Source organism: Streptococcus sp. V913 (genome assembly GCF_054353455.1).
In genome coordinates this window covers 249,789-275,331 of the sequence record NZ_JBTHHX010000002.1, presented here as the reverse complement: position 1 = coordinate 275,331, position 25,543 = coordinate 249,789, and the positions used below count along the sequence as shown (strand labels likewise).

The 25,543-nt window shown below is 42.6% G+C and carries 27 protein-coding genes, 1 tRNA gene and 1 other RNA gene; 6 read left to right on the top strand and 23 right to left on the bottom strand.

Annotated features, from left to right (window positions below; translation table 11 throughout):
• Positions 1-3 precede the first annotated feature (3 nt).
• The 8 genes from ACXYSL_RS05270 to ACXYSL_RS05235 all read right to left on the bottom strand — a co-directional run bounded on the left by ACXYSL_RS05270 (position 4) and on the right by ACXYSL_RS05235 (position 8,064).
• Positions 4-939, bottom strand: a complete 936-nt coding sequence (locus ACXYSL_RS05270) for a serine hydrolase domain-containing protein (RefSeq protein WP_458624171.1) — start codon at positions 937-939, stop codon at positions 4-6.
• Positions 936-1,661: a CppA N-terminal domain-containing protein gene (locus tag ACXYSL_RS05265; protein ID WP_458624170.1), complete on the bottom strand. Its 726-nt coding sequence runs from the start codon at positions 1,659-1,661 to the stop codon at positions 936-938. Before ACXYSL_RS05265 ends, ACXYSL_RS05270 begins: the two co-directional genes overlap by 4 nt.
• Positions 1,662-1,771: 110 nt before the next feature.
• Positions 1,772-2,641, bottom strand: coding sequence for an aquaglyceroporin Gla (gla, locus tag ACXYSL_RS05260; protein WP_458624169.1), 870 nt, complete (start codon positions 2,639-2,641; stop codon positions 1,772-1,774).
• Between the two features lie 157 nt (positions 2,642-2,798).
• Positions 2,799-3,965, bottom strand: a complete 1,167-nt coding sequence (locus ACXYSL_RS05255) for an ATP-grasp domain-containing protein (RefSeq protein WP_458624168.1) — start codon at positions 3,963-3,965, stop codon at positions 2,799-2,801.
• A 12-nt stretch (positions 3,966-3,977) separates the two neighbouring features.
• Positions 3,978-4,718, bottom strand: coding sequence for an esterase family protein (locus ACXYSL_RS05250; protein ID WP_061588084.1), 741 nt, complete (start codon positions 4,716-4,718; stop codon positions 3,978-3,980).
• Between the two features lie 20 nt (positions 4,719-4,738).
• Positions 4,739-5,563 carry an alpha/beta hydrolase gene (locus ACXYSL_RS05245; RefSeq protein ID WP_061588083.1) on the bottom strand — a complete coding sequence of 275 codons (825 nt, stop codon included), beginning with the start codon at positions 5,561-5,563 and terminating at the stop codon, positions 4,739-4,741.
• 135 nt (positions 5,564-5,698) lie between these two features.
• Positions 5,699-6,913 (bottom strand): tRNA uracil 4-sulfurtransferase ThiI, encoded by a 1,215-nt coding sequence (gene thiI, locus ACXYSL_RS05240; protein ID WP_061588082.1) that lies wholly within the window; start codon positions 6,911-6,913, stop codon positions 5,699-5,701.
• Positions 6,914-6,921: 8 nt separating this feature from the next.
• The gene (locus tag ACXYSL_RS05235; RefSeq protein ID WP_458624167.1) at positions 6,922-8,064 is read right to left on the bottom strand and encodes a cysteine desulfurase family protein; all 1,143 of its coding nucleotides are present in this window, start codon (positions 8,062-8,064) and stop codon (positions 6,922-6,924) included.
• A 137-nt stretch (positions 8,065-8,201) separates the two neighbouring features.
• On the opposite strand from ACXYSL_RS05235, the gene ACXYSL_RS05230 reads away from it, so the two are divergent.
• Positions 8,202-8,630, top strand: coding sequence for a DUF6556 family protein (locus ACXYSL_RS05230; protein WP_033585013.1), 429 nt, complete (start codon positions 8,202-8,204; stop codon positions 8,628-8,630).
• A 44-nt stretch (positions 8,631-8,674) separates the two neighbouring features.
• Here ACXYSL_RS05230 and ACXYSL_RS05225 read toward each other — a convergent pair whose 3' ends face one another.
• The 4 genes from ACXYSL_RS05225 to ACXYSL_RS05210 all read right to left on the bottom strand — a co-directional run bounded on the left by ACXYSL_RS05225 (position 8,675) and on the right by ACXYSL_RS05210 (position 14,665).
• Positions 8,675-10,981, bottom strand: a complete 2,307-nt coding sequence (locus ACXYSL_RS05225) for a DNA translocase FtsK (RefSeq protein ID WP_458624166.1) — start codon at positions 10,979-10,981, stop codon at positions 8,675-8,677.
• 86 nt (positions 10,982-11,067) lie between these two features.
• On the bottom strand, positions 11,068-13,020 hold the full coding sequence (locus ACXYSL_RS05220) for a PTS fructose transporter subunit IIABC (RefSeq protein WP_458624165.1): 1,953 nt from the start codon (positions 13,018-13,020) through the stop codon (positions 11,068-11,070).
• The gene (pfkB, locus tag ACXYSL_RS05215) at positions 13,017-13,928 is read right to left on the bottom strand and encodes a 1-phosphofructokinase (protein ID WP_458624164.1); all 912 of its coding nucleotides are present in this window, start codon (positions 13,926-13,928) and stop codon (positions 13,017-13,019) included. Before pfkB ends, ACXYSL_RS05220 begins: the two co-directional genes overlap by 4 nt.
• Positions 13,925-14,665, bottom strand: coding sequence for a DeoR/GlpR family DNA-binding transcription regulator (locus ACXYSL_RS05210; RefSeq protein ID WP_458624163.1), 741 nt, complete (start codon positions 14,663-14,665; stop codon positions 13,925-13,927). The genes pfkB and ACXYSL_RS05210 overlap by 4 nt, the downstream gene beginning before the upstream one ends.
• A 161-nt stretch (positions 14,666-14,826) precedes the next feature.
• Between ACXYSL_RS05210 and ACXYSL_RS05205 the strand changes: the two genes are divergently transcribed.
• Positions 14,827-14,914: transfer RNA gene (locus ACXYSL_RS05205), tRNA-Ser, on the top strand.
• A 134-nt stretch (positions 14,915-15,048) separates the two neighbouring features.
• Here the strand turns inward: ACXYSL_RS05205 and ssrA are convergent.
• From ssrA to ACXYSL_RS05185, 4 genes are all read right to left on the bottom strand, one after another.
• Positions 15,049-15,396, bottom strand: a transfer-messenger RNA (tmRNA) gene (gene ssrA, locus ACXYSL_RS05200).
• A 60-nt stretch (positions 15,397-15,456) separates the two neighbouring features.
• Positions 15,457-16,092, bottom strand: coding sequence for an SGNH/GDSL hydrolase family protein (locus tag ACXYSL_RS05195; RefSeq protein ID WP_458624162.1), 636 nt, complete (start codon positions 16,090-16,092; stop codon positions 15,457-15,459).
• A 1-nt stretch (position 16,093) separates the two neighbouring features.
• Positions 16,094-16,921 carry a Cof-type HAD-IIB family hydrolase gene (locus ACXYSL_RS05190; protein ID WP_458624161.1) on the bottom strand — a complete coding sequence of 276 codons (828 nt, stop codon included), beginning with the start codon at positions 16,919-16,921 and terminating at the stop codon, positions 16,094-16,096.
• A gap of 23 nt (positions 16,922-16,944) precedes the next feature.
• Entirely contained in the window at positions 16,945-18,264 is a 1,320-nt protein-coding gene (locus ACXYSL_RS05185; protein ID WP_458624160.1) for a CapA family protein, read from the bottom strand.
• Positions 18,265-18,419: 155 nt separating this feature from the next.
• On the opposite strand from ACXYSL_RS05185, the gene def reads away from it, so the two are divergent.
• Both def and rlmB read left to right on the top strand, forming a co-directional pair.
• Complete coding sequence (def, locus tag ACXYSL_RS05180; protein ID WP_458624159.1) at positions 18,420-19,031, top strand: peptide deformylase; 612 nt, start codon at positions 18,420-18,422, stop codon at positions 19,029-19,031.
• Positions 19,032-19,075: 44 nt separating this feature from the next.
• Positions 19,076-19,804 carry a 23S rRNA (guanosine(2251)-2'-O)-methyltransferase RlmB gene (rlmB, locus tag ACXYSL_RS05175; RefSeq protein ID WP_458624158.1) on the top strand — a complete coding sequence of 243 codons (729 nt, stop codon included), beginning with the start codon at positions 19,076-19,078 and terminating at the stop codon, positions 19,802-19,804.
• Positions 19,805-19,947: 143 nt separating this feature from the next.
• Here the strand turns inward: rlmB and trxB are convergent, their stop codons facing one another.
• The 7 genes from trxB to ACXYSL_RS05140 all read right to left on the bottom strand — a co-directional run bounded on the left by trxB (position 19,948) and on the right by ACXYSL_RS05140 (position 24,302).
• The gene (gene trxB, locus ACXYSL_RS05170) at positions 19,948-20,859 is read right to left on the bottom strand and encodes a thioredoxin-disulfide reductase (protein ID WP_458624157.1); all 912 of its coding nucleotides are present in this window, start codon (positions 20,857-20,859) and stop codon (positions 19,948-19,950) included.
• Between the two features lie 65 nt (positions 20,860-20,924).
• Positions 20,925-21,149, bottom strand: coding sequence for a DUF4059 family protein (locus ACXYSL_RS05165; protein WP_000926603.1), 225 nt, complete (start codon positions 21,147-21,149; stop codon positions 20,925-20,927).
• 77 nt (positions 21,150-21,226) lie between these two features.
• Positions 21,227-21,970 carry an amino acid ABC transporter ATP-binding protein gene (locus ACXYSL_RS05160; protein WP_000590975.1) on the bottom strand — a complete coding sequence of 248 codons (744 nt, stop codon included), beginning with the start codon at positions 21,968-21,970 and terminating at the stop codon, positions 21,227-21,229.
• On the bottom strand, positions 21,970-22,770 hold the full coding sequence (locus ACXYSL_RS05155) for an amino acid ABC transporter permease (RefSeq protein WP_458624156.1): 801 nt from the start codon (positions 22,768-22,770) through the stop codon (positions 21,970-21,972). Before ACXYSL_RS05155 ends, ACXYSL_RS05160 begins: the two co-directional genes overlap by 1 nt.
• 156 nt (positions 22,771-22,926) lie before the next feature.
• On the bottom strand, positions 22,927-23,283 hold the full coding sequence (locus ACXYSL_RS05150) for an arsenate reductase family protein (RefSeq protein WP_084939041.1): 357 nt from the start codon (positions 23,281-23,283) through the stop codon (positions 22,927-22,929).
• A 12-nt stretch (positions 23,284-23,295) separates the two neighbouring features.
• Entirely contained in the window at positions 23,296-23,811 is a 516-nt protein-coding gene (locus tag ACXYSL_RS05145; protein ID WP_458624155.1) for a methylated-DNA--[protein]-cysteine S-methyltransferase, read from the bottom strand.
• Positions 23,811-24,302 (bottom strand): GNAT family N-acetyltransferase, encoded by a 492-nt coding sequence (locus ACXYSL_RS05140; protein WP_084939039.1) that lies wholly within the window; start codon positions 24,300-24,302, stop codon positions 23,811-23,813. The genes ACXYSL_RS05145 and ACXYSL_RS05140 overlap by 1 nt, the downstream gene beginning before the upstream one ends.
• 134 nt (positions 24,303-24,436) lie before the next feature.
• Between ACXYSL_RS05140 and ACXYSL_RS05135 the strand changes: the two genes are divergently transcribed.
• Positions 24,437-24,883: a DUF1836 domain-containing protein gene (locus ACXYSL_RS05135; protein ID WP_084939038.1), complete on the top strand. Its 447-nt coding sequence runs from the start codon at positions 24,437-24,439 to the stop codon at positions 24,881-24,883.
• Entirely contained in the window at positions 24,880-25,527 is a 648-nt protein-coding gene (gene trhA, locus ACXYSL_RS05130) for a PAQR family membrane homeostasis protein TrhA (protein ID WP_001097972.1), read from the top strand. Before ACXYSL_RS05135 ends, trhA begins: the two co-directional genes overlap by 4 nt.
• The last annotated feature ends 16 nt before the right edge of the window (positions 25,528-25,543 follow it).

Genomic DNA, 25,543 nt, shown 5'->3' with positions numbered 1-25,543 from the left:
TCCCTACTCCTCTTGACGAATCATTTCCATCACTTGATTTCGATCGACTATCCACTTGGCACGCTCATCCTTTTCATACGTTCGATTGGACAGAAAGATGGCAGCTTCCTGCTTCTCCCGATTCCACATAATAAAGGTACCTGTATAACCCGTATGGTCGAGCCAAGCTCCTTCCAGATTCCAGGCTAGGGAACGCTCCTTATCATCTAAAGGAGAAAAATTTCGGCTCAAATCTACAGCAAACTCATCTTTCAAGTAATGTTCCAGAAAGATCTGTAAATCCTTAACAGTCGAAAACAAACCAGCACTTCCAGCGTGTTTGCCCAAAAGACGAGCTTTGGGGTCGTGAATATTGCCTGCCTCTACTCCCCTGACTGTTGGTACAGCTCGCTCAACAGGGCCAAACATCGTTTCTTTCATTCCCCATGGTTCCAAAACTTGCTCTTTTATAATCTGATTCAGATCTTGATTAAAGACTTTTTCCAAAAGAAAACCTAAGAGTAAAAAGTGAACATCCGAGTATAGAAAAGCAGGCTGATCTCGTCTGTTGAGGTGAAACATAGCTTCTTTCAATTCAGGAGCTGTCAAGAGGTCACGATCAGGAATAAAGGGGTCTAAGTCTGTAGCATGGGTCAGAAGCTGTCGTATAGTGATATCTGGGTAATCGCATTCAGGAAAAAAATCCGTCACTGGTCGATCGATGTCTAGTTTCCCCTGTTGCCACAAGAAGATTAGAACCGTCCCCACTCCCACAACCTTACTCACACTGGCTAAGTCATAGACTAGCCCTAAATCTGTTTTCAAACCTTTCTCAGGATCACTCAATCCTAGGAAAGATTCTCTCCATTCTCCATCCTTAAAATACGCAAAAGAGGCTCCGGGATAGACCCCTGCCTCGATTTGATCTTCTATTTTTTTTAGAATTTTTGTCCACTTCATGCTTCTTCAAACCACAATTCGATGTTATTGGTATCCTTACCAAGGAAGAATTTTTCAGACTTTGGAATAAAATAGTCTGTGCCTTCAAATTTCTGACGAAGACCAGTCAACTCTAGATCCTTTACCAAAAATTTCAGCATAGACAAGTCCCAGGTAACATTGTTTTCAACAGCCAAATCTGGACCATGCCCTTGAGTAAAGGTAATGGCATTAGTCGCCAATTCTGAATCTAGTAAACTCTCCCTGTCCTCAGGCAGACGGAGTTCAACGGAAACTTCAAATTGACTCAAGTATTTTATACCTGTATTTGAATAAAATTCAGGAACAGTTTCCAGTGGAACCAAATCTCTTACATCATTTTCCGCATGAACAAGAATCACATCCTCTTCAGGAGAGACAATCTCAAAAGCATATCCACGGTTTCCTTTAAATAGACGAGGAAGAGACTTCATTTGAGAAAGAAGGGCCTCGATTTCAGAAGGATTTTCAACCTTTATTAATAGTCTGGCTAGCTTTTTAAGCCCTTCAACTCTGCGAGTTCGCATGCTTGGAGCCTCTTCTAAAATCAATTTCTCCGTACCCGTCTGGTCGCCTAATGAAAGAAAGGCAGACTCTTCCAGCAAAGGTTTCATCCCCAGAGTTTCAATGTAAAATCTTTCATTTAATTTTCGATTATTAACTTTCAAAGTCGGAACGATCCGAACAATCTCATTCACATTCATAAATTCCTCCAACTCTTTTATTTTAAAGGATTTTCGAATATTTTACAAGCCATATCTATTTTATTTAGAAATTTTACAAGAAAAAAACTGGGATTCCCCAGTTTCATTTCTTATAGGTAAAGTAGTTTGAATAGTGCTACTGCTGCAATTCCCGCTGCAATTGGAGCTACAACCGGAACCCATGCATACCACCATTTTGAATCACCCTTGTGTTGACCAAGCACTGATTTTGGAAGGAGTTCGTGAAGAAGACGTGGTCCAAAGTCACGAGCCGGGTTCAAACCAGGTCCAGTAGGTCCACCGAGTGAAGTTACCAAGGCCATTACTAGGAAACCAAGTCCTAAATGAGCTACTGAAAGACCTGCCGCTGTGTGTGGTGCTATTTGAGCTTTGATAGCTAATTCAGAGAAGTCAACTGTTTGATTAGCCTGCGTTGCCATTTGCTTCATGTATTGCATTACTTCTGCACCAAAAAAGTTTTTAGTCATTCCTAGGGCTGCAAAGAACAGAATAAACGAGCCGACAAACTCATTGATAAAACCATTTACACTTGCTGCGAAACGTGATTCTTTTGTACCTTGGTCAACATTAGAAATAGTTGAGAAAGTTCCCAAGATATTATTTGGATTTTCTGTTTTCAAGTAGTAAGGACGATGAGTTGCCACAACCATAGCTTGACCAAAAATCGCTCCCAAAACTTGTGCTAGGATGTAGAATGGCACTTGTTCCCAAGGGAAAAGTCCACTCACAGCAAGTCCTAGTGTGAAGGCTGGGTTGATGTGGTTACCAGATACATTACCAAACATCAAGGCTGGGATCATAACCCCCATACCGTAACCAACCGCGATAACGAGCCAGCCACTTTGGTGACCTTTCGTACCTTTAAGTTCAACGTTAGCAACTGCACCATTACCAAGAATGACCAAAATAGCAGTTCCCAAGAATTCAGTGGCATATTTAATAGCCCATGTAAAATCCATTTGATAGATTCTCCTTCAATTTTTTTAGACAATCCTTATTCTATCAATTTTTAGGCCTTTTAGCAACAGATTTTCTAAAAGAATCTCTGGAAAACGCTTTATTTAACTTATCTTTAAGAAAAGGACAAAAGGAGTCAAACTCCTTTTGTCCTAATCGTTATTCTTGACGCTTACCAAAGTCTACAATCATCTGCTCCATCTCTTGGCGACTCGGAGTGGTCAGCATATAAAGGTAGTCCCCTTGTAGCTCTGCAAAGGCTGCTGGCATGATTTTTTTGACCTTGAATTGCTGGCTGTACTTAGCAAGCAAGTCTTCTTCTGAATAGACATAGTTTGCATTGGCACGACGTGATGTAGCTAAACAGTATTGTGGTTCAAACTCTGATGCTGGGAACTCTTCTCCTGCGACAATAGCTGCATAGCCACGATAGAGGTCCAAAGAGTGAGCAAAGTTATAAACATCAATGGTAAAGCCACCTGCAGGACGGTTATTGTACTCAATGGCAATGTAGTCGTCCCCGTCGCGGAAGAACTCGATATGGAAAAAGCGTTCTCTCATTCCAAATTCTTTGACGATGGCCTCGCCATACTTGCGCAGTTTGGGATCCATATCCTTAAGCACATAGTAGGAATTGTCCATCTTATAAATCATGAGATCAAGTGGTGTATGGGCGTAGTCAAAAGTCGTTGAAAAGACGATATTACCATCCTTGTCCACAAGTCCGTCAAAGGTACAGATTTCGCTAGAAGTGACAAATTTCTCAAAGAAATAAGCGGTCGAATGATCCCATTCTTGCTTGAACCGGTCCACATCTTCCTGACTTTCCAGCTTAAAGGTTGCTGCCGCCCCCACCCCATTATCAGGTTTGGCAATCAATGGTAAACCGATCTCCTCCACAGCCTGAGCTACATCGGTCTCTGTTTTAATCACTGCTCCTGGAACAACAGGTACTCCTGCCTTTTGGAAATGTTTTTTCATTTCAGACTTAAACTTGGTCTTTTTGAGGTCATCTGGTTTGGCACCAAAAACATTGAATTGCTCACGAAGGGCTGCATCCAGCTCTAACCAGTATTCATTGTGCGATTCGATGCGGTCGATTGGTCCGTGTTTGTAAATAAGAAAAGCAACCGCGCGTTTGACTTCGTCTATATTTTCAAGATTGTCTACACGGAAATACTCGGTCAGGCTATTGCGCAGAGGCTCATCCAGTTGCTCATAAGGCTCCTGACCAATACCCAAGACTGTGATGCCTTTATTAGCTAGCTCGATGGTAAACTGTTGAAAGTTTTGTGGATAGTAGGGTGAAATAACAAGATAATTCATAGGCAACTCCTTTTATAGATTCATGTGACCAAGGAAATAAGGCATTTGTTTACGCCACCAATCCCAGTCATGGGCAACATCATGTCCCCACTCAGCAAACCAGGCAGGGATTTGTTTCTTGTCAAAGGCTTCTTTCAGTTTGTAGAAGGACGGCAGACCATCTTGTTCCCAAGCACCGAGGCCCGTACAGACGACAATCTCCGCCTGACGGTAACGATCGATAAACCAGCCGTCATTCTGATTCCAAATATAATCTACTGGCGAGTTCTGGTAAATAGCATCATCATTGTAGTAATCGCCGACAAAGAAACGTGCGTCGTAAACACCACTGAGGGCAATCACCTTGGTAAAGACATCTGGATGCTGGAGGAAGAAATTGAGTGCATGGTAGCCTCCCATCGAGCAACCTGTCGTCATCATGCCATCAAACCAACCTGTCTTATGCTTGATAAAAGGAATGGCCTCCTCAATCACATAGCGTTCGTAAGCACGGTGCATCTCTGCTTGGTCATGACCATTTTTCCAAGTAGCCAACCAGCTCTCGCTGTCCACACTGGATAGAGTAAAGAACTGAACACGGCCTTCCTCGATAAAGGAAGCACAGGCATCAATCATGCCAAAATCATAGTATTCATTGTGACTGCCACCAGATGAAGCAAAAACCACAACTGGAATCCCAGCGTGTCCATAACGGTTGAGGTACATTTCACGGTTGAGGTTACCACTCCAGTGGCTAAGATGTTCAATATGCATTGGCTTTCTCCTTTCTTAACTTACCATTTCTCTGCAAAAAAACGGAGACAGTCTGGTAAATTTTCCGACCAAGGGATTTCACTATGGATAGCACCAGACTGAACTTTCAAGACAAGATTATCCAAGTGTACTCCACCTGCAATCAAATCATGGTAATAGCGAAGCGATGAGTCGATATAGGCTTGCTTGATATTGCCAGCCATCAGGGTCTTGTCCGTATCATCCGCTTCTTCCGTTCCAACATAGATAAAAATGCGTTGTTCAGGCGATAGTTTCTTGCGCTCGATATAGCGGTTAAAGGCTTCTTGGTGAAGCCAGTTAGCAGATGAGAAGACACCTAGACAACCAATTCGGTCTTGGTATTCCAGTCCGATAAACTGGGTAATATTGCCTCCTAGAGACGAACCAATCATAGCAGTATGCTGGCGATCAGCTTTGGTACGATAGGTTTCATCGATAAAAGGCTTGACCACCTCCATGACAAACTCAGCATACTCCACACCCTTACCGCCAAACTGCTGACCTGGTATAGGAGATTCTTGGAACTTCCAAGCTGCATACTCATTCATCCGTCCCATTCCATCATTATCAATAGCAACAACAATCATGCGACTGATGTCTGGATTTCGTTTAATGGCTGGGATTATCTTCCAAGAGTGTCCGATATAAGACTCCTTGCTGTAAAAGACATTTTGCCCATCATGAAAGTAAATAACAGGGTAAAAACGGTCTGTGTCTTTCTCATAGTCCTTTGGCAGGAGCACACGCACACGACGCTCTTTTCCAGTATAAGGAACCTTGAGTTTGTGTTCTTTCATTTTTAAATAAAAGTAGGAATGATTCATTGTCAGAAAACTCTCTATATTCAAAATTTTATTTTATTATACCATAAAAATTGAAAAAAAGTCAGTTTTGCTTCCATTTTTGGATTAAAAACTAACTTTTTCATTTATTTTTCTGAATTCTTCTGGATTTTCTGATTAGAGGAGATTGTCAATTAACTCATCGACAGCATCTTTTTCAGCTTGAGGTGTAATCTCAGTAATCATGATTCCTGCCACTGCTCGCTCAACCAAACCTTCAACATCCATGCGTGCTTCATACTGCTCCGCATTCTTAATTTTAGGATTGGTCTTAGGACGATCAGGTGCAAAAATAGTACAGCAGTCCTCAAACGGCTGGATAGAAATTTCAAAAGTATCAATTTCCTGGGCGATGTCAATGATTTCCAACTTGTCCATAGTGACCACAGGTCGGATGATAGGAGTGTTGGTCACAGCGTTGATAGCCTGCATGCTCTCCAGGGTTTGGCTTGCCACCTGACCAAGACTTTCCCCATTGATGATAACTAAACCATTTCTCACCTCACGAATACGGTCGGTAATGCGCATCATAAAACGACGGGTTAAGGTCATAAGGTAGGCTTCTGGCGCCTTAGCCTTGATTTCCTCTTGAATCTCTGTGAAAGGCACCTCGATAAACTGGATATTGCCCCCAAACTTGGTCAATTTACGAGTCAAATCTTGGGCTTTCTTAAGGGCACCAGGACTCGTGTATGGCGGACTGGCAAAGTGAACCGCCTCAATATCTACCCCTCGTTTAAGGGCTAGATAACCTGCTACAGGCGAGTCAATTCCTCCTGACAACATGAGCATCCCCTTACCAGAAGTCCCCACAGGCAAGCCACCTGCTCCACGAATAGTTTCATAGGAAAGATAGGCCGCCTCCTCACGAATCTCCACCTGAAGATTGATATCAGGATTTTTCATTTGAACTTGGACATTTGGAATTGCCTCAAATACAGCTCCACCAAGTGTTTGGTTGAGTTCACGACTATCGAGCTCAAAGTTGTGATCGCTACGCTTACTAGAAATCTTAAAGGTCATGCCTTCCTTGTAGATATCTGTCATAATCTCTTGGACAGAAGACTTCAGAACTTCTACAGATTTTTCAACCTTATATACTGGAGAAAAATTCTGAATCCCGAAGACTTGTTTAAGAGATTCTGCAACTGCTGTGTAGTCGGCTCCATTGAGGTAAACGTGGGCACGGTCGCGATCAGCAGTTACCTTAACTTGGGGATAGATGGACAAAACGCCCGAAATATTATTGCGAAGTTTATTGATGAAACGCATACGGTTTTTGCCCTTAGTTGACAACTCTCCGTAGCGAATCATAATTTCTGAATACTGCATGAATGCTCCTATCTTACTTTTCTAGTTTGATTGTAAATTAATTTTAGCTTGGTCAAAAACTGCTCAACCTGACTCATATCATTTTCAAGGTCTAGGCTAAGACGCACAGCTGACTGGGCCTTATCTTTGTCCACTCCCATGGCAATCAAGGTTCCCGCAGGTTTTCCAGCCTTGGATGAACAAGCAGAGGTTGTGGAGATGAAAATATCATAGTCTTCAAAGGCGTGAACAATGACTTCACCACGAACACCCTTGATTCCAAAAGTCAGGATATGAGGGGCAAAGTCTTCCTCATCTGAAAAGACAAAAATATCTGGATAATCCAGAAGCGCTTGGCGAATGACTGATTTCATCTGCCCTGCCTTATTAGTAAAGATATCTAACTTTTCCATAGACAAACGGAGGGCCTTGGCTGTCGCTGCAATCCCTGCCACATTTTCAGTTGTCGAACGATAATCACGCTCTTGACCACCACCTGTCAAAAGAGGCGTAATTTTCTTACCAGACTTGATATAGACAAAGCCAACACCTCGGACACCATGAAATTTATGACTTGAGAAGGTGGCAAAATCTACACGATCTGTCAGATATTTTTCAGTCGGAATCTTAGCGAGTGCCTGAACTGCATCAACGTGGAAGGAAATAGTTGGCTTGTCTGCCAACAGTTCTGAGATGGCCTCAATAGGTTGAATAGATCCAATTTCGTTGTTTACTGCCATAATGGAGACGAGGGTCGTATCAGGTCGTATCAAAGCTCCTAGAGCCTCAACATCCACAAACCCTTTCTCATCAACTGGAGCAAAATCCACCTCAAAACCCTGACTTTTCAGCCAGAGGGCTGACTCCTTGACTGCTGGATGTTCAATGGCTGATACGATGATGTGCTTGCCAAACTGGGCTTTTTCAAGGGCCACACCTTTGATGACCCAGTTATCCCCTTCTGTTCCTCCAGAAGTAAAGAAGATTTCATCACTCTTCTTGCCAATTAAATCTGCAATTTGCTGCCGGGAAGCATCTAAAATTCGTGTCGCCTGGTCTCCCAAACGATGGAGGCTAGAAGGATTTCCTACAATTTTCGAAGCGACCTGCGTATAGGTTTCAAGTGCTTCAGGATAAGGCTTGGTCGTTGCCGAATTATCAAAGTAGATCATGTTTTCTCACGCTTTCTAAAATCACTTCTTCTATTGTATCATGAAACAGAGCTTGCGACAAGAAAGGGCAAGTCCTCTTTTTTTAAGATTTTTTTAAAGAAATGAGGTATAATAAATCATAATTAAAGGAGAGTATCATGTCTAACTATCATAGAACTTCAAAACCAAAAACTGAGCATATCAAAAAAGGGTTTACTGTCTTTCAAAAAACGATTGCTACCGTCGGTAGTATCCTTGGCCTAATCACCGCTACTATCACTATCATGAACGCCATGGATAATAGCAAAAACAATAAAAAAGAACCGACGACAAGCCAGACGACAACCATTGTCAAAGAAATCCAAAAGGAATCCCCTCAGGAAAACACTAGTCCCAATAAGGAAAATAACACTTCTCAAGAAAAAACACAACAAGAAGAAACGCCAAAATCCAGCGTCAAGGAAGAGAAAAAAGAAGAGCAGAAAACAGCAACTCAGGACTCTACTACACCTGCTCCAACTAAACCTAGCGCTGAAAATGAAAAACAGCCCAATACTCCAACTTCAGAAAATAAAAGCAATCAATAGCCAGTAAAATAGCTTCTTTCCAAATTTGGAAAGAAGCTATTTTTTTATTGTTGCAATACTTTTCGTGGTTTGGTTCCCTCAGCTGGACCGATGACACCTGCCATTTCGAGTTCTTCCATAAGGCGGGTCGCACGGTTAAATCCAACCGACAAACGACGCTGAATCATCGAAGCGCTAGCTTTCTGGGTTTCGATAACCAAAGCCTTGGCTTCTTCAAAAAGCGGATCGCCACCAGCTTCACCATCAGAAAAATCTCCTTCATTTTCAGAAACCTCACCTGGATCAAAACTCTCATCGTAGTCCGCATCCGCCTGAGCCTTGATGAAGTTCACGATGCGTCCAACATCATCATCCGAGATAAAGGATCCTTGCAGACGGACTGGGTGATTTTCATCGATTGGTTTAAAGAGCATGTCTCCTCGACCAAGCAGTTTTTCTGCTCCATTCTCATCCAAGATGGTTCGTGAATCTGTACCTGATGAAACTGCAAAAGCCACACGAGAGGGGACATTGGCTTTGATGAGACCAGAGATGACATCAACCGATGGACGTTGCGTTGCGAGAATCATGTGAATTCCTGCGGCACGCGCCTTCTGTCCGAGACGAATGATGGCGTCTTCTACTTCCTTGCTAGCCACCATCATGAGGTCTGCCAACTCATCCACAATGACAACAATCAAAGGCAGTGGTACTTGTTTGTACTCAGACTGGGCATTGAATTCCTCGACCTTGGCATTGTAACCAGCGATATTTCGTACACCAACCTTAGCGAAGAGTTCATAACGGTTTTCCATCTCATCCACAACCTTTTGCAGAGCCTTGCTGGCCTTGCGTGGATTAGTCACAACTGGAATCAAGAGGTGAGGAATGTCATTGTAAACCGATAACTCAACCATCTTAGGATCGACCATCATAAACTTGACCTGGTCGGGTCTTGCTTTCATGAGAATGCTAGCGATAATACCATTAACTGCGACTGACTTCCCTGATCCTGTCGAACCTGCAACGAGTAGGTGGGGCATCTTGGAAAGGTCAAAGGTGCGAGCAGTTCCATTAACCGCCTTCCCTAAAGGAATTTCGAGGAGATTTTCTGGCTTAGTCTGAGACTGTTCCCAGAGTTCACGGAAGGAGACGGTTGCAATCTCAGAGTTAGGCACTTCGATTCCGACTAGGGATTTACCAGGAATCGGAGCCTCAATCCGAACATCCTTGGCTGCTAGAGCTAGCGCTAAGTCGTCTGCCAGATTGGAAATGCGGTTAACCCGTACACCAACGGCTGGCTTGACTTCATACTTGGTTACTGATGGGCCGATTTCAGCCCGTTCAACCGTTACCTTGATACCAAAGCTGGCAAAGGTTTCTTCTAAGATTTTGATATTTTCTCGAACAATCTTCTTTTCCTTGGACTGATCTTTGGGTTTATCTGGCGCGAAGAGTTGCAAGCTTGGTAGCTTGTATTCAAGGGCTTCCTTAGCAGAAAAATCAACCTGCACCTCTTCATCCTCAAGGTCTTCTTCCACATCTGGAACGTCAAAATCAGCTTGAGAGAGGATAATCTCCGGTTCACTCCATTCTTTTTCAGGAATTTGTGGAAGATCATAGTCTGGAACTTCTGGTAAGATTTCTCCAGTTTCAGGATCTACAGGAGGAAGCGGTAGTGCATCCTGTTCTTCTTGTTCTCTCTTGATTCTGGCTGCTTCTTCAGCTTCTTGACGAGCCTTCTCTTCTTCTCTCTTGATGAAGCGTTCCTGTTTTCTCTGTTCCTGTTTTTCCATGAAGGATCTGAACTGAGCTCCAATAAAGGCTACAACATCATAAATAGACCAAGGACTGACCAAGAGAGCCCCAACTAGAATCAAAAGAACTCCAATAAAGTACGATCCGATATTGGAGAAAAGAAAGGATATGGGGATATAAAGTCCAACACCTAGCAGACCTCCACCAGCAAAGCTAGTCACTCGGATACCAGTCAGATCCGTCATAACTTGAGCCAAGGTCCCTTTTAGAACTGACTGCTCCAAACCAAACTTCCAGACAAGATAGGCCTCAAAAATCAAGAGCAAGCCAGCGAAGATACAGAGAAATCCTGACAGAAGCCCCTCTTGCTTGCGTATCCATTTAAAAAGAAAAAGATAGATGAGGAGACCACCTATAGCCACATAAGCTAAACTTCCGACTAACAGTCGAATGAGATTATAAAGGGTGACACCCGCAGCACCAAGCTTGAGAGCTGCAATAATCAACAATAAGGCAATTCCTAAGGAAATCAACATCCTCTGGATAGCCTGTTTTCTTTCGAGTTCTGCTTTAGACGGTCTCCGTCTTGTTTTACTTGTATTTTTGTTTGCCATGCTTCTATTATACCATATTTCACAGCCATTTCGAAAAGAGAAAAAGATTGCACCAAATGGTAACAATCTTTCTATTCTAATACTTTTTATGCTTGTGGTTTACGAAGGTAACCATAAACCACACCACTTACAATTGCGCCTACCAAGACAGAGGCAAGGTAAAGAAGGGCATTTGAAGTTAGGGCGATAACGAAGATTCCTCCGTGTGGTGCCATGAGTTTGATACCTGCAAGACCAACGAGTCCACCTGCTACTGCCGATCCAAGGATAAAGCTTGGGATCGCACGAGCTGGGTCTGCGGCACCAAATGGGATCGCTCCTTCAGTGATAAATGACAAGCCCATGATGATGTTTGTCAAACCAGAGTTGCGTTCTTCTTTGGTAAATTTATCTTTGAAAAGAAGGGTTGCGACAAAGATAGCAAGTGGTGGAACCATTCCTCCAGCCATAACTGCTGCCATAGCTACAGAACCACCTGAAGAAACAGTCGCTGCAAGCGTACCTGTACCAAAGACATAGGCAGCTTTGTTGACTGGTCCACCCATGTCGACAGCCATCATTCCACCAAGAACGATACCGAGAAGGACCGCTGAGCCTCCTCCAAGTCCGCCAAGGAAGTCATTCATAGCAGTGTTGATTGCTGCCATTGGAATGTTGACAGCCAGCATGACAAATCCTGTCAAAATAGTTCCAAGAAGTGGCAAGAGAAGGATTGATTTAGCACCTTCAAGTGAACGAGGAACTTTAACGTATTTCTTGATAGCAAGAACCAAGGCTCCTGCGATAAATCCACCAACAAGGGCACCTAGGAAACCAGATGATACACCTGCAAGAGTTGAAGTCGCTTCACCACCTGCTGCATAAGGGATTCTACCAAAGGCAAAACCTTCTTTGGCAATAGCACCAGCCACAAAACCAGCTACCAAACCTGGTTTTTCAGCAATAGAGTAGGCTACATAACCAGCAAAGACTGGAAGCATCAAGCCAAAGGCAGCCCCACCGATTTTCATGAACATGGAAGCTAGCTCATGGTAGGATCCGAGATTGCCAAGACTATCCTGTGGCACACCAAAAGCTCCGTCGATCAAGAAAGCAAGGGCAATCATGATACCACCACCGATAACGAATGGTAACATTTGAGATACACCACTCATTAAGTGTTTGTAGAAGGCACCACCTATACTTTGTTTTTCATTAGAAGCTGTTGCAGCTTTTGCTCCATGAGCAGCATGGTAAACTTCAGCATCTCCTGATAGGGCCAAGTTGATCAGCTCTTCTGTCTTACGGATACCGTCTGCAACTGGACGATTAACCAAAGGTTTGCCATCAAAGCGGTCCATCTCAACAGCCTTGTCTGCAGCGATGATAACAGCTTTGGCCTTACGGATGTCCTCTGCTGTCAGTTGATTTCCAACACCGCTGGCACCATTAGTCTCAACCTTGATCCCAACACCCATTTCAGCAGCTACTTTTTGAAGGGCTTCTTGAGCCATGTATGTGTGGGCAATACCTGTTGTACAAGCTGTAACAGCTACGATAAAGTCGCCAGAGTCATTTGCAGGTGTTTGAACAGGCTCCTCAGCTTTTTCTGAAGCTTGGTCAAAAAGTTCGATAACTTGATCTGCAGATGTTACTTGACGAAGTTTGTCAGCGAAACCATCTTTCATCAAGTATTGAGACAATTCTGCCAAGGCTGCTAAGTGAGTATCATTTGCACCTTCTGGAGCAGCAATCATGAAGAAGAGGTCTGTTGGTTGCCCATCCAAGCTCTCATAGTCAACACCCTTGTTTGACTTGGCAAAGAGAACTGTTGCTTCTTTGACAGCAGAGTTTTTACTGTGAGGCATAGCGATTCCATCACCCAAACCAGTAGAAGTTAGAGCTTCACGCGCTAAGATTCCTTCTTTAAAGATTTCAAAATCCGTCACATAACCGTGATCTACCAAGCTATGAATCATCTCTTCGATAGCTGCTGTTTTTTCAGTCGCCTGCAAATCCAGCAACATGACATCTTTTCTCAATAGGTCTTGAATTTTCATCGTTTTTCTACCTCAACTTTTTCATAAGTTTCTTTTATAAATGCTGCAGTTGCCAAGTCATCAGAGAAAGTAGTTGCTGTCCCACAAGCCACTCCCCATTTGAAGGCTTCTACTGCATCTTTTGATTTGACAAATTCACCGGTAAATCCAGCAACCATAGAGTCGCCAGCTCCCACTGAATTTTTCACTGTTCCCTTGATGGGTTTAGCGAAGTAAGCTCCTTCAGATGTGACAAGGAGGGCACCGTCCCCAGCCATAGAGATAATGACGTTTTGAGCACCTTTAGTCAGCAATTCTCGAGCATAGTTCTCGATTTCATCTAAACTTTCGAGTTTCACTCCAAAGATAGCTCCAAGTTCGTGATTGTTTGGTTTAACCAAAAGTGGCTGGTAGTCTAAACTATCAATCAAGGTCTGTCCTTCAAAGTCACAAACGACTTGCGCACCAGTCTGGCGTGTCAATGCAATCAAATCCTTATAGATAACATTGCCTAGGTTCTTAGCACTCGAACCCGCAAACACAACCGTATCTTCTGTTGTCAAACTAGATAAAATAGCTTTCAATTCTTCTAGCTGAGCTGGTTCCACATTAGGACCAGTACCGTTGATTTCTGTTTCTTGGTCTGCTTTGATTTTAACATTGATACGAGTATCTTCTGCTACTTGGACAAAACGAGTTTCGATTTCTTCCTCTGAAAGGGTATCTGTGATAAATTTACCAGTAAATCCACCGATAAATCCAGTCGCAGTATTAGGAATATCCAAGCGTTTCAAGACACGACTGACATTAATTCCTTTCCCACCAGCAAACTTATCATCACTGTCCATACGATTGACACTACCAACTTGAACTTGGTCCAAGCGCACGATATAGTCAATGGATGGATTGAGTGTGACTGTATAAATCATACTTCTATTACCTCCGTTTTCTTCTTAATGGCCTGCAAGAGCTCATCCCCTTGACTTGTAATGACAATAGCGCGTTTAAGTGGTGCTACCTTGGCAAAGCAAGTTTGTCCAATCTTAGACGAATCGACCAAGACATAGGTTTGTTTGGCATTCTCTAAAATAGCGCGCTTAACGGCTCCCTCCTCCATATCAGGAGTCGTATAATAACCATCGTCTACACCATTTATCCCGATAAAGGCACGGTCAAAGTGCAATTGATTGATTTGGTTAAGAGCAACACCACCGATACATGCATCTGTTGCCATCTTGACACTTCCTCCAACCATGACAGTTGGAATCTGTTTTTCAACCAACTGAGCGGCATGGTGAATAGAGTTGGTCACAACTGTAACATTCTTATTGATCAATTCATGAATCAAAAAAGCAGTTGTTGTTCCAGCATCGATAAAGATGACATCTTGTTCCTTGATGAGAGAGGCTGCTTTCTGAGCCAGCAACTTCTTTTCTTGAAGGTTTTTGACAGATTTTTCTTGAATGGTTTCTTCTTCCTGCAAGGAATGGGGCAATTCTGCTCCACCATGCACGCGACGAAGCTTGTTTTCAGCCTCCAACTCATCCAAATCTCTTCGTACTGTCGATTCTGATGTTTCTAATAGACTAACCAATTTTTCTAGGGAAACTACATGATGTTGATTTAACTCCTCTAAAATCAGTTGCTTCCGCTCAGTTTTTAACACCAAATCACCTCCTGTTATCGTTTACACTATTCATTCTAACACAATCTCTATCAAAGTCAAGCATTTTTTATCATTTTCTTTCAAAATCTATCATTTTTCTTATTTCCAAAATTTTTATTGCAAGATAAGTGGCATTATGGTAGACTATTTGAGTAAGTATTGGAAGATTACTCAAGAGGCTTAAGAGGCCGTGTTGGAAACGCGGTAGGCGTATAACAGCGTGCGTGGGTTCGAATCCCATGTCTTCCGTAGAAAAGAAAAATTATTTTTTTAGATACAACAAATGTTGTATCTTTTTTTGTATCCCTTTTTAAAAAAAGAATACCAAAGGAAAAAATAAAAAACGTTGATTTAACAACGTTTTTCCAATGTTGGTGAAAGAAGAATGGAGCCGGTGGGAGTCGAACCCACGTCCAAACATCTGCCAACATATTTGTCTACAACCATAGGTTATGTATTGTTTTAACAGTCCCTCGACACATAACTCAAGCCTAGGAACTGCGAGTCTATTAATCTCTTATCAAACCACTAGACAATGCTTGATCGTATCTCGCTAATCATAAGACCTGTCATTGAACACGAGCAATCCAAATCGGGTCACGCCTGCTGGTTTTTAGGCAGCTAGAGCGTAAGAAGTGTTATTTTTTGCAGTTATATTTAACTGAGCGTTTACGTCGCCACACGGGTTGCAAAATATGCCTCATAATGCCTGTCGAATCCGTAACGACCCCAAAAGACGATAGAACCATTATAACCTATCTTCATAAAAAATGCAAAATCAAGCCACCTCTTTAGAAAAGATACTCTTTTAAGGCTTCTGATAAGACTTGATAACCGGCTACACTTAGATGGAGGCCATCTGTTGTATAGTCTTTTTTGAGTTGTCCTTCTGTATCTGTCAAACTATCATAAACAGGCACAAAATCTACTTGCATATAGGCGGATGCTAGAGCCTCATAGGCTTGATTCCATTCTCTAATCTTTTCATTGGTTCGGATATAAACGGTCTGCTTGTATTTCTCTCCCTCATTGACTGGCAAAATGGAAAGGAGCTTTATTTGTGATAGCGGATAATCTCGGGCAATCGATTGGATTACACGCTCGAGATTATCCAAGGCTTCATTCATGGGAATATCTTTTCCAATATCATTTGTCCCAATTAGGAGAACAATTTGATCGACAGCATCACCATACAGATGGGCATCCAGATTCTCTAATAAAAGTCTCGTCTGGTATCCTCGGATGCCACGATTGACAATCGTCTTGGCCGTCCCAAACAACTCTTGCAGAGGGTAATATTCCACAATCGAATCACCAATAAAGATGATATCTGGCTCTAGGACAGAAATTTGATTCAATCCACGATACTTGGTTTGAATCTTCTCCTGCTCTTTTAGGAGCCAATTTTCTAATAACTGTACTGCCACCTTATCCCTCTTTCTCTAACCAATTTTCTAGGACCTGATAAACACCCGCTTGGCTGTTAGCTGGTGCTAGGGCAGTCGCAACTGCCTTGGCCTCATCATCTGCATTTTCCATCGCATAAGCAATACCAGCCAACTCTAACATTTCGACATCATTTTCACTGTCACCAAAAGCCATGACTTGTTCCGATTGCAAATTCCAGCGCTTGAGTAATTCTTCCAATCCCCAAGCCTTGTGAACACCAGCCTGTAGGATATCAATACAACCATAACCACTGGAAACAGCTCTTACATGCCCATCAAAGAGATCATTGATTTCCCGCAAAACAGAACTCGAACGTTCTTCACCAACGACCATGCTCATCTTTAGAACTCCTCCAAAGAGGTCTGAGTTTAGCTCATACACAAAATTGGTCCTTTGGTAAAGTTTTTCAATCATCTCTGGAGTCATAAATTTATCAAGGTCTGTAAAAACAGTGCCTTTCTTGACAAAACTCCCATTCATACTAGTGACGACGAACTGATCTCGACACTCCCTCCCTTTAAAATGAACTAAAGCCTTGTCAACCATAGCATCATCCCAGGTCTGAGCTTGAATCAGTTTATTGTTTTCAAAAATACGCGCCCCATTTGCAACTACTAGGATCACTCGTTCAGCCAAGTGTCCCAATAGTTCTCTCATACGATGAATTTCATTCCCCGTCGCAATGACAAAACGGATATCCCTTTGATCCAGCTGATCTAAAATCTTTTCCAAGCGGGGCAGATCTAGCTGACCTCTCGAGTCTAGCAAGGTTCCATCCATGTCTGTTGCAATTAATTTAATCGTCATCATATCTCCTTTAGGGTGAGCACCTACCACTTCAACCCTACATGTTCATTCATTTCTTTATAGGCCGTGTCAATGCGTTCCTTGGTCGCCTCATCCAACTTGTCACGGTAACTGCCTCCCTCGATGAAGTCCTCTATGATATAGGTCTGATAGAGGAAGAGCGGATAACCTTCTGGAGAGTAAGTTCCTTTGGGTGTTCGATTGACCCAAGTAGGATGCGCTTTGGCAGTTTCAATCCTAGTCTTGCCATCTTTTTTCTTAATGGTCACATCCATGAGGACACCGCGCTCCGTCCACTTGGCATTTTCCTCATCTTGCATGGTTTCAATGCGTTGATTTGAGAGGAAATTTCCCATGGAATAGATGATCAATTTTTTGTCACCATCTTTTTCAACTGTCTCAGCAGGTTCAACGACGTGAGGGTGCCCTCCAAAGATAATATCAGCTCCCCAGTCAATCATCTTGTGGTACAGTGTTTTCTGTTCTTCCGTCGGTTCTAGCTGGTACTCAATTCCCATCTGAGGCATGATGACAGTGATATCCGCCTCTTGCTCAGCTCGTTCGATTTCCGCCTTCATCTTATCTTCATTCAGGTCAGAAAGATAGCGATTATAGTCCTCTTGTGAGATATACTGCTCAATGCCATTAAAACCGTAAGAATAGGCCAAAAGAGCTACCTTGATACCATTGACTTCCTTGATAACTAGTGGAGCTTGGTCACGGGATTCATGTGTGTAGACTCCTATGGGTGTCATCCCTGCCTTTTCGATAGCTTCTGCTGTCGAAACCACTCCCTCTATCTGAGAATCCAAGATGTGATTGTGAGCCAAGTCTAGAACTTGATAGCCTGCATCTTTGATCGCATCCATGACTTCTCCAGGTGCATTAAAGAGAGGATAGCCTGCCAAGTAGTGGTCTTTGTTCACCGTTCCTTCAAAGTCACCAAGCACTAAATCCGCTTGCTTGAGCCATGGTTTTACATATTCAAAATTTTCGTGGAAATCGTAGCTACCGTCTTCTTTCAGAGCTGTTCGGTAGATAGGAATATGGTAGAGAAGGTCACCATTTGCCATGATACGGGCTGTCGTTTCATCAGACTGATTTTCCTTGGATTGACCAGACGTCTGAGCAGAATCAAGAGTTTGACCACTCGGACTTGTTTCCTTGTTCCCCTGTACTGCTTGGCCCAACAAGTTCAGCCCCATAGACAAGGTAACTGCAAGCAATAACACAATAATAAACTGGGCATTGGTCCAGGATTTATAATTCCGAAAGAACCCAATACTTCTCTCCAACAATCCATAAAGAGAACCATGAGACCGTCTATCTTGCCGCTTTTCCATCTTTATCCCCCCCTTGCTTTTACTGCAAGCCTTTTCTTTTATTATACCACAGACAAAAGAGGAATACCGTTTATTATATTATTTTTTAGGAACTTCTGTGACTTTCTTTCTCGTCTATTTTGTGTTATCATGTAGAGGTAATGAAAGGAGAGAAAATGTCTGCTATAGAACGTATTACAAAAGCTGCTCATTTAATTAATATGAACGATATTATCCGTGAGGGGAACCCAACTTTACGCGCGGTTGCTAAGGAGGTCACTTTCCCACTGTCTGACCAGGAAATCATCCTTGGAGAAAAGATGATGCAATTCCTCAAAAATTCTCAGGATCCTGTTATGGCTGAAAAGATGGGACTCCGCGGTGGGGTTGGATTGGCCGCTCCTCAGTTAGATATCTCAAAACGCATTATCGCTGTTTTAGTGCCAAATATTGTGAAAGAAGGTGAAACTCCTCAGGAAGCCTACGACCTGCAAGCTGTTATGTACAATCCAAAAATCGTCTCTCACTCTGTTCAGGACGCCGCCCTCGGTGAAGGAGAAGGGTGCCTATCTGTTGACCGTAACGTGCCAGGCTATGTTGTTCGTCATGCCCGCGTCACTGTTGATTACTTTGACAAGGACGGAGAAAAACACCGCATCAAGCTTAAAGGATACAACTCTATCGTTGTCCAACATGAAATTGACCACATCAACGGAATCATGTTCTACGATCGTATCAATGAGAAAGACCCATTTGCTATCAAAGATGGACTCCTCATCCTCGAATAAAGAAAATCCCGTTGCAAGACGGGGTTTTGTGTTATAATAGAGGCATGAAAACAAATGATATTGTCTATGGCGTCCACGCCGTTACTGAAGCCCTCCTTGCAAATACAGGAAACAAACTCTACCTCCAAGAAGATCTAAGGGGAAAGAATGTTGAGAAAGTCAAGGAACTGGCTACTGAGAAAAAGGTCTCCATCTCTTGGACTTCAAAAAAATCCCTCTCTGAAATGACCGAAGGCGCTGTCCATCAAGGCTTTGTCCTAAGAGTCTCTGAATTTGCCTATAGCGAGCTGGATCACATCCTTGCAAAAATACGCCAAAAAGAAAATCCTTTGCTATTGATTCTGGACGGGTTAACTGATCCTCACAACTTAGGTTCTATCTTAAGGACTGCTGATGCGACCAATGTTTCAGGTGTCATCATTCCCAAGCACCGTGCTGTCGGAGTGACTCCTGTCGTTGCCAAAACGGCCACAGGTGCTATTGAGCACGTTCCAATTGCCCGAGTGACCAACCTGAGCCAAACTCTTGACAAACTCAAGGATGAAGGCTTCTGGACCTTTGGAACAGATATGAACGGCACCCCTTGCCACAAGTGGAATACAAAAGGGAAAATCGCCCTCATCATCGGAAATGAAGGAAAAGGTATCTCTAGCAACATCAAAAAACAGGTCGATGAGATGATTACCATTCCGATGAATGGACATGTTCAAAGCCTCAATGCCAGTGTTGCTGCAGCCATTCTCATGTACGAAGTTTTCCGAAATCGACTATAAAAAAGTTTCCAATCAAGTGATTGGAAACTTTTTTATGATTATACTCAATGAAAATCAAAGAGCAAACTAGGAAGCTAGCTGTAGACAGTACTTGAGTACGGCAAGGCGAAGCTGACGTGGTTTGAAGAGATTTTCGAAGTGTATTAACTATGTTCTGTGATAAATTTATAGGCTTCTTGACCAGCGATAGCCCCATCTCCAACTGCTGTTGTTACTTGGCGAAGATCTTTTTGGCGAACATCCCCAACTGCAAAGATACCGTCAACTCCAGTTTTCATGTGGTTATCTGTCACAATCCAGCCAGTCTGGTCTTGAATATTCAATTCTTTAACAAAATCGCTAACGGGATCCAAACCAACATAGATAAAGACACCTCCGAAGGCTTGTTCTGTCACTTGACCTGTTTTTACATTTTCAAATACGACAGATTCTACTCGGTTTTCACCTTTGATTTCCTTGACAACAGAATCCCAGATAAAGTTGACTTTCTCATTAGCAAAAGCACGGTCTTGCAAGACCTTTTGAGCACGAAGTTGGTCACGACGGTGAACGATAGTAACAGTCTTGGCAAAGCGAGTCAAGAAGAGGGCTTCTTCTACCGCTGAATCTCCACCACCGACTACGAGCAAGTCTTGGTCACGGAAGAAAGCTCCATCACAGACTGCGCAGTAAGAAACACCACGACTATTCAGTTCTTCTTCTCCGGGAACTCCCAAGAGACGATGTTTTGACCCAGTTGCCACGATGACAGTACGAGTTTCATAAACTTGGTCATCAGTGATTACCTTCTTATAGTCCCCCTGGTCTTCAATATTTTCAACATAGCCATAAAGATGCTCCACTCCAAGATTTTCAAGTGGTTCAAACATTTTTTCAGCCAATTCAGGTCCACTGATGTTGGCATAACCTGGATAGTTTTCAATATCAGATGTGTTATTCATTTGCCCGCCTGGCAGACCACCTTCAATCAAAGCCACTTTCAGATTGCTACGAGCAGCATATAAGGCAGCGGTCATTCCCGCAGGTCCAGCACCGATAATAATCGTATCGTACATTTTGATTCCTTCTTTCTTGTTGTAACTATCTTTATTCTAACTCATTCTTGCTAATCACGCAAGGATTATGCCTTGAAAACCAAGAGCAAACTCATGACGGCAAAGGATAACACCGGAACGACCAAAACTCCAATCATAATCATATCATAGAGATGAGCTTGACGAGCCTTGGCTGTCTTGTCCACACCAGACATGGCTCTCAATCCAATCCAAATCCCCAAAAAAATTACAACCAGGATGGTCGTTAAGATCAAACTCTCGAAATATAAAGAAAACAGTTGCAGCAGCATGATCTCTCTCGTTTCTATCTTTTTTAAAGAGTAAACTCAGCTAGTCCAACTAACTGAGTTTTCCTTTTTCTATTATATCAAATATAAGTCCGTTTGTAACTAGCGAAGAATTCTTTTGTTCGTTCTTCTTTCGGATGATTGATGATTTCATCCGGTGTGCCAGACTCGATGATTTTCCCTTTATCTAGGAATAAAACCTTATCTGCCACTTGGGTTACAAAAGACATATCGTGACTTACCAAAATCATGGTCTGACCTGACTTGGCAGCGTCTGCAATAGACTTTTCTACTTCACCGACCAACTCTGGGTCAAGTGCTGAAGTGGGCTCATCCAAGAGCAAGACATCTGGTTTCATAGCAAGCGCACGCGCGAGGGCAACCCGTTGCTTTTGTCCACCTGATAAATGGCGAGGATAATGGTTTTCACGGTCAGAAAGACCAACCTTGGCCAACTCTTCCTTAGCGATTTTTGTTGCTTCATCGTCCGATAATTTTTTAACGACAACCAAACCTTCCTTGACATTGTCAAGAGCAGTTCGGCGTTCAAACAAATTAAACTGTTGGAAAACCATAGATAACTTGCGACGAAGGGTTAGGATCTCTTCTTGGCTAATCTGAGAAAAATCAACTTTAAAATTGTCAATCTGAATCGTTCCACTATCTGGAGTTTCAAGGTAGTTCAAACTACGAAGAAAGGTTGATTTCCCTGCTCCAGATGAACCAATCAAGGCTACTACTTCTCCCTTTTGGATATCCAAGTCCAGATGATCCAAGACAGTTTGACCTGAAAAGGATTTGCTTAAATTCGAAATCTTAATCATTAACGAAGGTCTCCTTTCACATCTGTAGTTATTGCATCCGGCGCTGAAATGGCCATTTTCTTCTCGATAAAGCGACCGAGGCTTTCGATTCCGATATTGACTACCCAGTAAACAAGAGCAACAGAGATGAATCGTTCAAAATAGCGATAATCCGCTCCACCCAAAATCTGAGCCTGGGCAAAAACTTCGACAACACCCGCACTAAAAGCTAGAGAAGTTCCCTTGGTCAAACCGATGAGGGAATTGATCAAGGTTGGAGTAGCTACAACCGCTGCATTAGGAATAATGACACGACGATAAACTTGCGCACGGGTCATCCCCAGACTGCGTGCCGCTTCAATCTCACCAGGATTGACAGAAAGGATGGCTGCACGAATGGTTTCGCTGGCATAAGCCGCCTCATTAAAGGCAAAGGCCACAATCGCAAAAAGCGCTGCTGGAATCGCATTGATATTGAAACCAGTCCCCCATTGTTGGTTGATAGCTTTCAGTGCCAAAGGAATTCCGTAGTAGGTCAACATAAGTTGAACTAGGATTGGAGTACCTTTTAAGAAGCTAACGAAAAAGGCCTGCAAGGGATATAAAATCTTAACACGATTGATCTTAACAATGGCAAAAATCAAGGCAAGTAGCAAACCAAAGAGTGCACCTCCAAGTGTCAACATCAAGGTTGTAGGCAGTTGTTGGACAATCCTTGGAATTCCATCAAAGACCGAACGCAAACTAAAGAGTTTACCGTCTGGAATCAGCTGCATCAAGCTCTGGTACCAATCTGATGCTAAAAGTGTTGTAACAGTCATAAAAACATCCTCTCCTGATAATGATTCATTCTACCATACTTCTGCTCGCAAGCAAATTATTTGCTACGGGTAAAGCAGACTTTGTCTACCTTCTAGTTTATCACACTTTAAACCGGAAAGGCTATATAATTTACCTATCAAGAAGATAGATAAAAACTATTTCAAGCCCAGTTCCCCGTAGGATTTTCTATAGCCAATTTGCTTAACAGCACCATTTTCTAATAAGATTGGACGTTTTAACAACATGCCATCACTAGCCAGAAGCTTGGCAGCTTCTTGGTTTGACAGACTTCCTACCTTATCTTTCAAGCCAAGTTCACGATATTTGATCCCGCTGGTATTGAAAAATTGTTTCAACTCGAAACCTGAAGTCTCTAACCAGTTTAAAATGACTTCTTGGCTGGGTGTTTCTTCTACAATATGGACGTCTTTGTAGTCAAGTCCGAGTTGGTCAAGTTCATTCTTTGCTTTCTTACAAGTTGAACATTTTGGGTATTCGATAAATTCTAACATTTTCTTTTCTTTCTATTCTTTATTTTCTTGAAAATCTGCGCCTTCATGCTCCAAGAGCCAAGCTTTCTTTTCCACTCCTGCAGCATAACCTGTCAGACGCTTGCCTGCTCCCAGCACACGATGACAGGGGACGAGGATGGACCAGGGATTACGCCCCACTGCTCCGCCAATAGCTTGGGCAGAGAGTACCTGCAAGTCTTGAGCTATTTGACCGTAAGTCATTGTTTGCCCATAAGGAATACTCTGTAAGTAGGTCCAGACTCGCTTTTCAAAATCCGTCCCAATGGGAGCCAAGGGCAAGAGAGACAAGTCTTGAACTCTCCCATCGAAATAAGCATTTAAATAGGAAATAACTTTGTCGAGGACAGGATGTTCCTTAACGATTTCTATCCCATCCGTATCAATACCTCTCTCAAAATGAGTTTGGTCCTGCACCCAAATTCCATGCAGATATTGCTCGTCAGCAACTAAGGACAAGGTTCCGATTGGCGACAAGTAGAGCATTTTTGCGTACTTTTTCTGCGTCATTATTTTAATTTCTGATAGGCCAAGCGTTCTCCATCCACTGGAACTTTCCCGACCTGTTGGAAGCCTAGCTTTTCAAAAATATGCTGCATGGCCTTGTTTTCTGCATGCGTATCTGAACGAAAATCTAGGTAATCAAATCCTTCAATCAAGCCTTCTAGGAAAGTCTGAGCAACTCCCTGCCCTTGAACATCTGTTGCCACGGCGATACGGTGAAAGACCAGATATTCTGGCTCTCTCCCTTGCCAATGTCCTTCATAAATCGCTTCATAGGCTTCCTCAGGGCTCTTGGTTACTGCAGCATAGGCTACTAGTTCTCCTTCTTCTAAGGCAACATAGGCTTGACCAGAGATAATATCATCAATAATGATATCAGCATTTGGATAGCCATTTTGCCACTGGTCACTTCCTGACTTGGCTAAGCATTTTTTGGCATCCTCCATCATCTGCATAATCATCTCTACTTCATTTGGAAAAGCTAAACGAATCTCCATATTTTCTCCTCTTTTCTGACTATTTTCTCTCATCATAGCATAATTTAGGGCTTTCTACAAGCAGTTGAAACTTGACTTTTGTTTTTTATTATTTTATAATCTAGTTATCAAAACTAGATAAAAAGGAGTTGGAAATGAATTCTATCTTTTCCTACCCAAAATGGGAAGAAATTCCAAACATTGACCTCTATCTGGATCAGGTTTTGCTTTATGTCAATCAAGTCTGCGCCCCTATCTCTCCGGATAAAGAAAAGGGCCTGACCGCATCTATGGTCAATAACTATGTCAAACATGGTTACCTGATAAAGCCTGACAAGAAGAAATACCAACGCAAACAGATTGCCCGTTTGATTGCTATCACTACTCTCAAATCTGTCTTTTCGATTCAAGAAATCGCTCAGACACTGAATACTCTACACACTTATGCAAGCTCAGACCAGCTCTACGATGCTTTTGTGGACTACATGAACCATGGGATCGATCCAGAGAATCCTATTATCCAAACCAGCTGTCAAACGGTTAAACTCTATCATCAAACTCTAGACTTAATCCTTAACAAAGAAGAGGAGGAAATCCAATGAATACCAGTCTAAAACTCAGTAAAAAGCTCAGTTTTGGAGAGGAAATTGCTAATAGTGTGACCCATGCTGTGGGTGCCGTTATCATGCTCATCCTACTCCCTATTTCATCCACCTATAGTTATGAAGCACACGGATTTTTATCATCTTTTGGTGTTTCAATCTTTGTTATCAGTCTCTTTCTCATGTTCCTCTCGTCAACCATTTACCACTCTATGGCCTATGGTTCGACCCACAAATACGTCTTGCGAATCATCGACCATTCTATGATTTACGTGGCTATCGCAGGCTCTTATACGCCGGTCGTATTGACTTTGATGAATAACTGGTTTGGCTATCTGATCATTGCCATTCAGTGGGGAACGACCATCTTCGGCATCCTCTATAAAATCTTTGCTAAAAAGGTCAATGAGAAATTCAGCCTTGCCCTTTACCTGATTATGGGCTGGTTGGTTCTGGCTATTATTCCTGCCATTATCAGTCAAACAACGCCAATCTTTTGGAGTCTCATGGTAACTGGCGGACTCTGTTATACAGTTGGAGCTGGATTTTACGCTAAGAAAAAACCTTATTTCCACATGATTTGGCATCTCTTTATCCTAGCAGCATCTGCACTCCAATATATCGCGATTGTTTATTACATGTAAAAAAGTTGAGAATCTT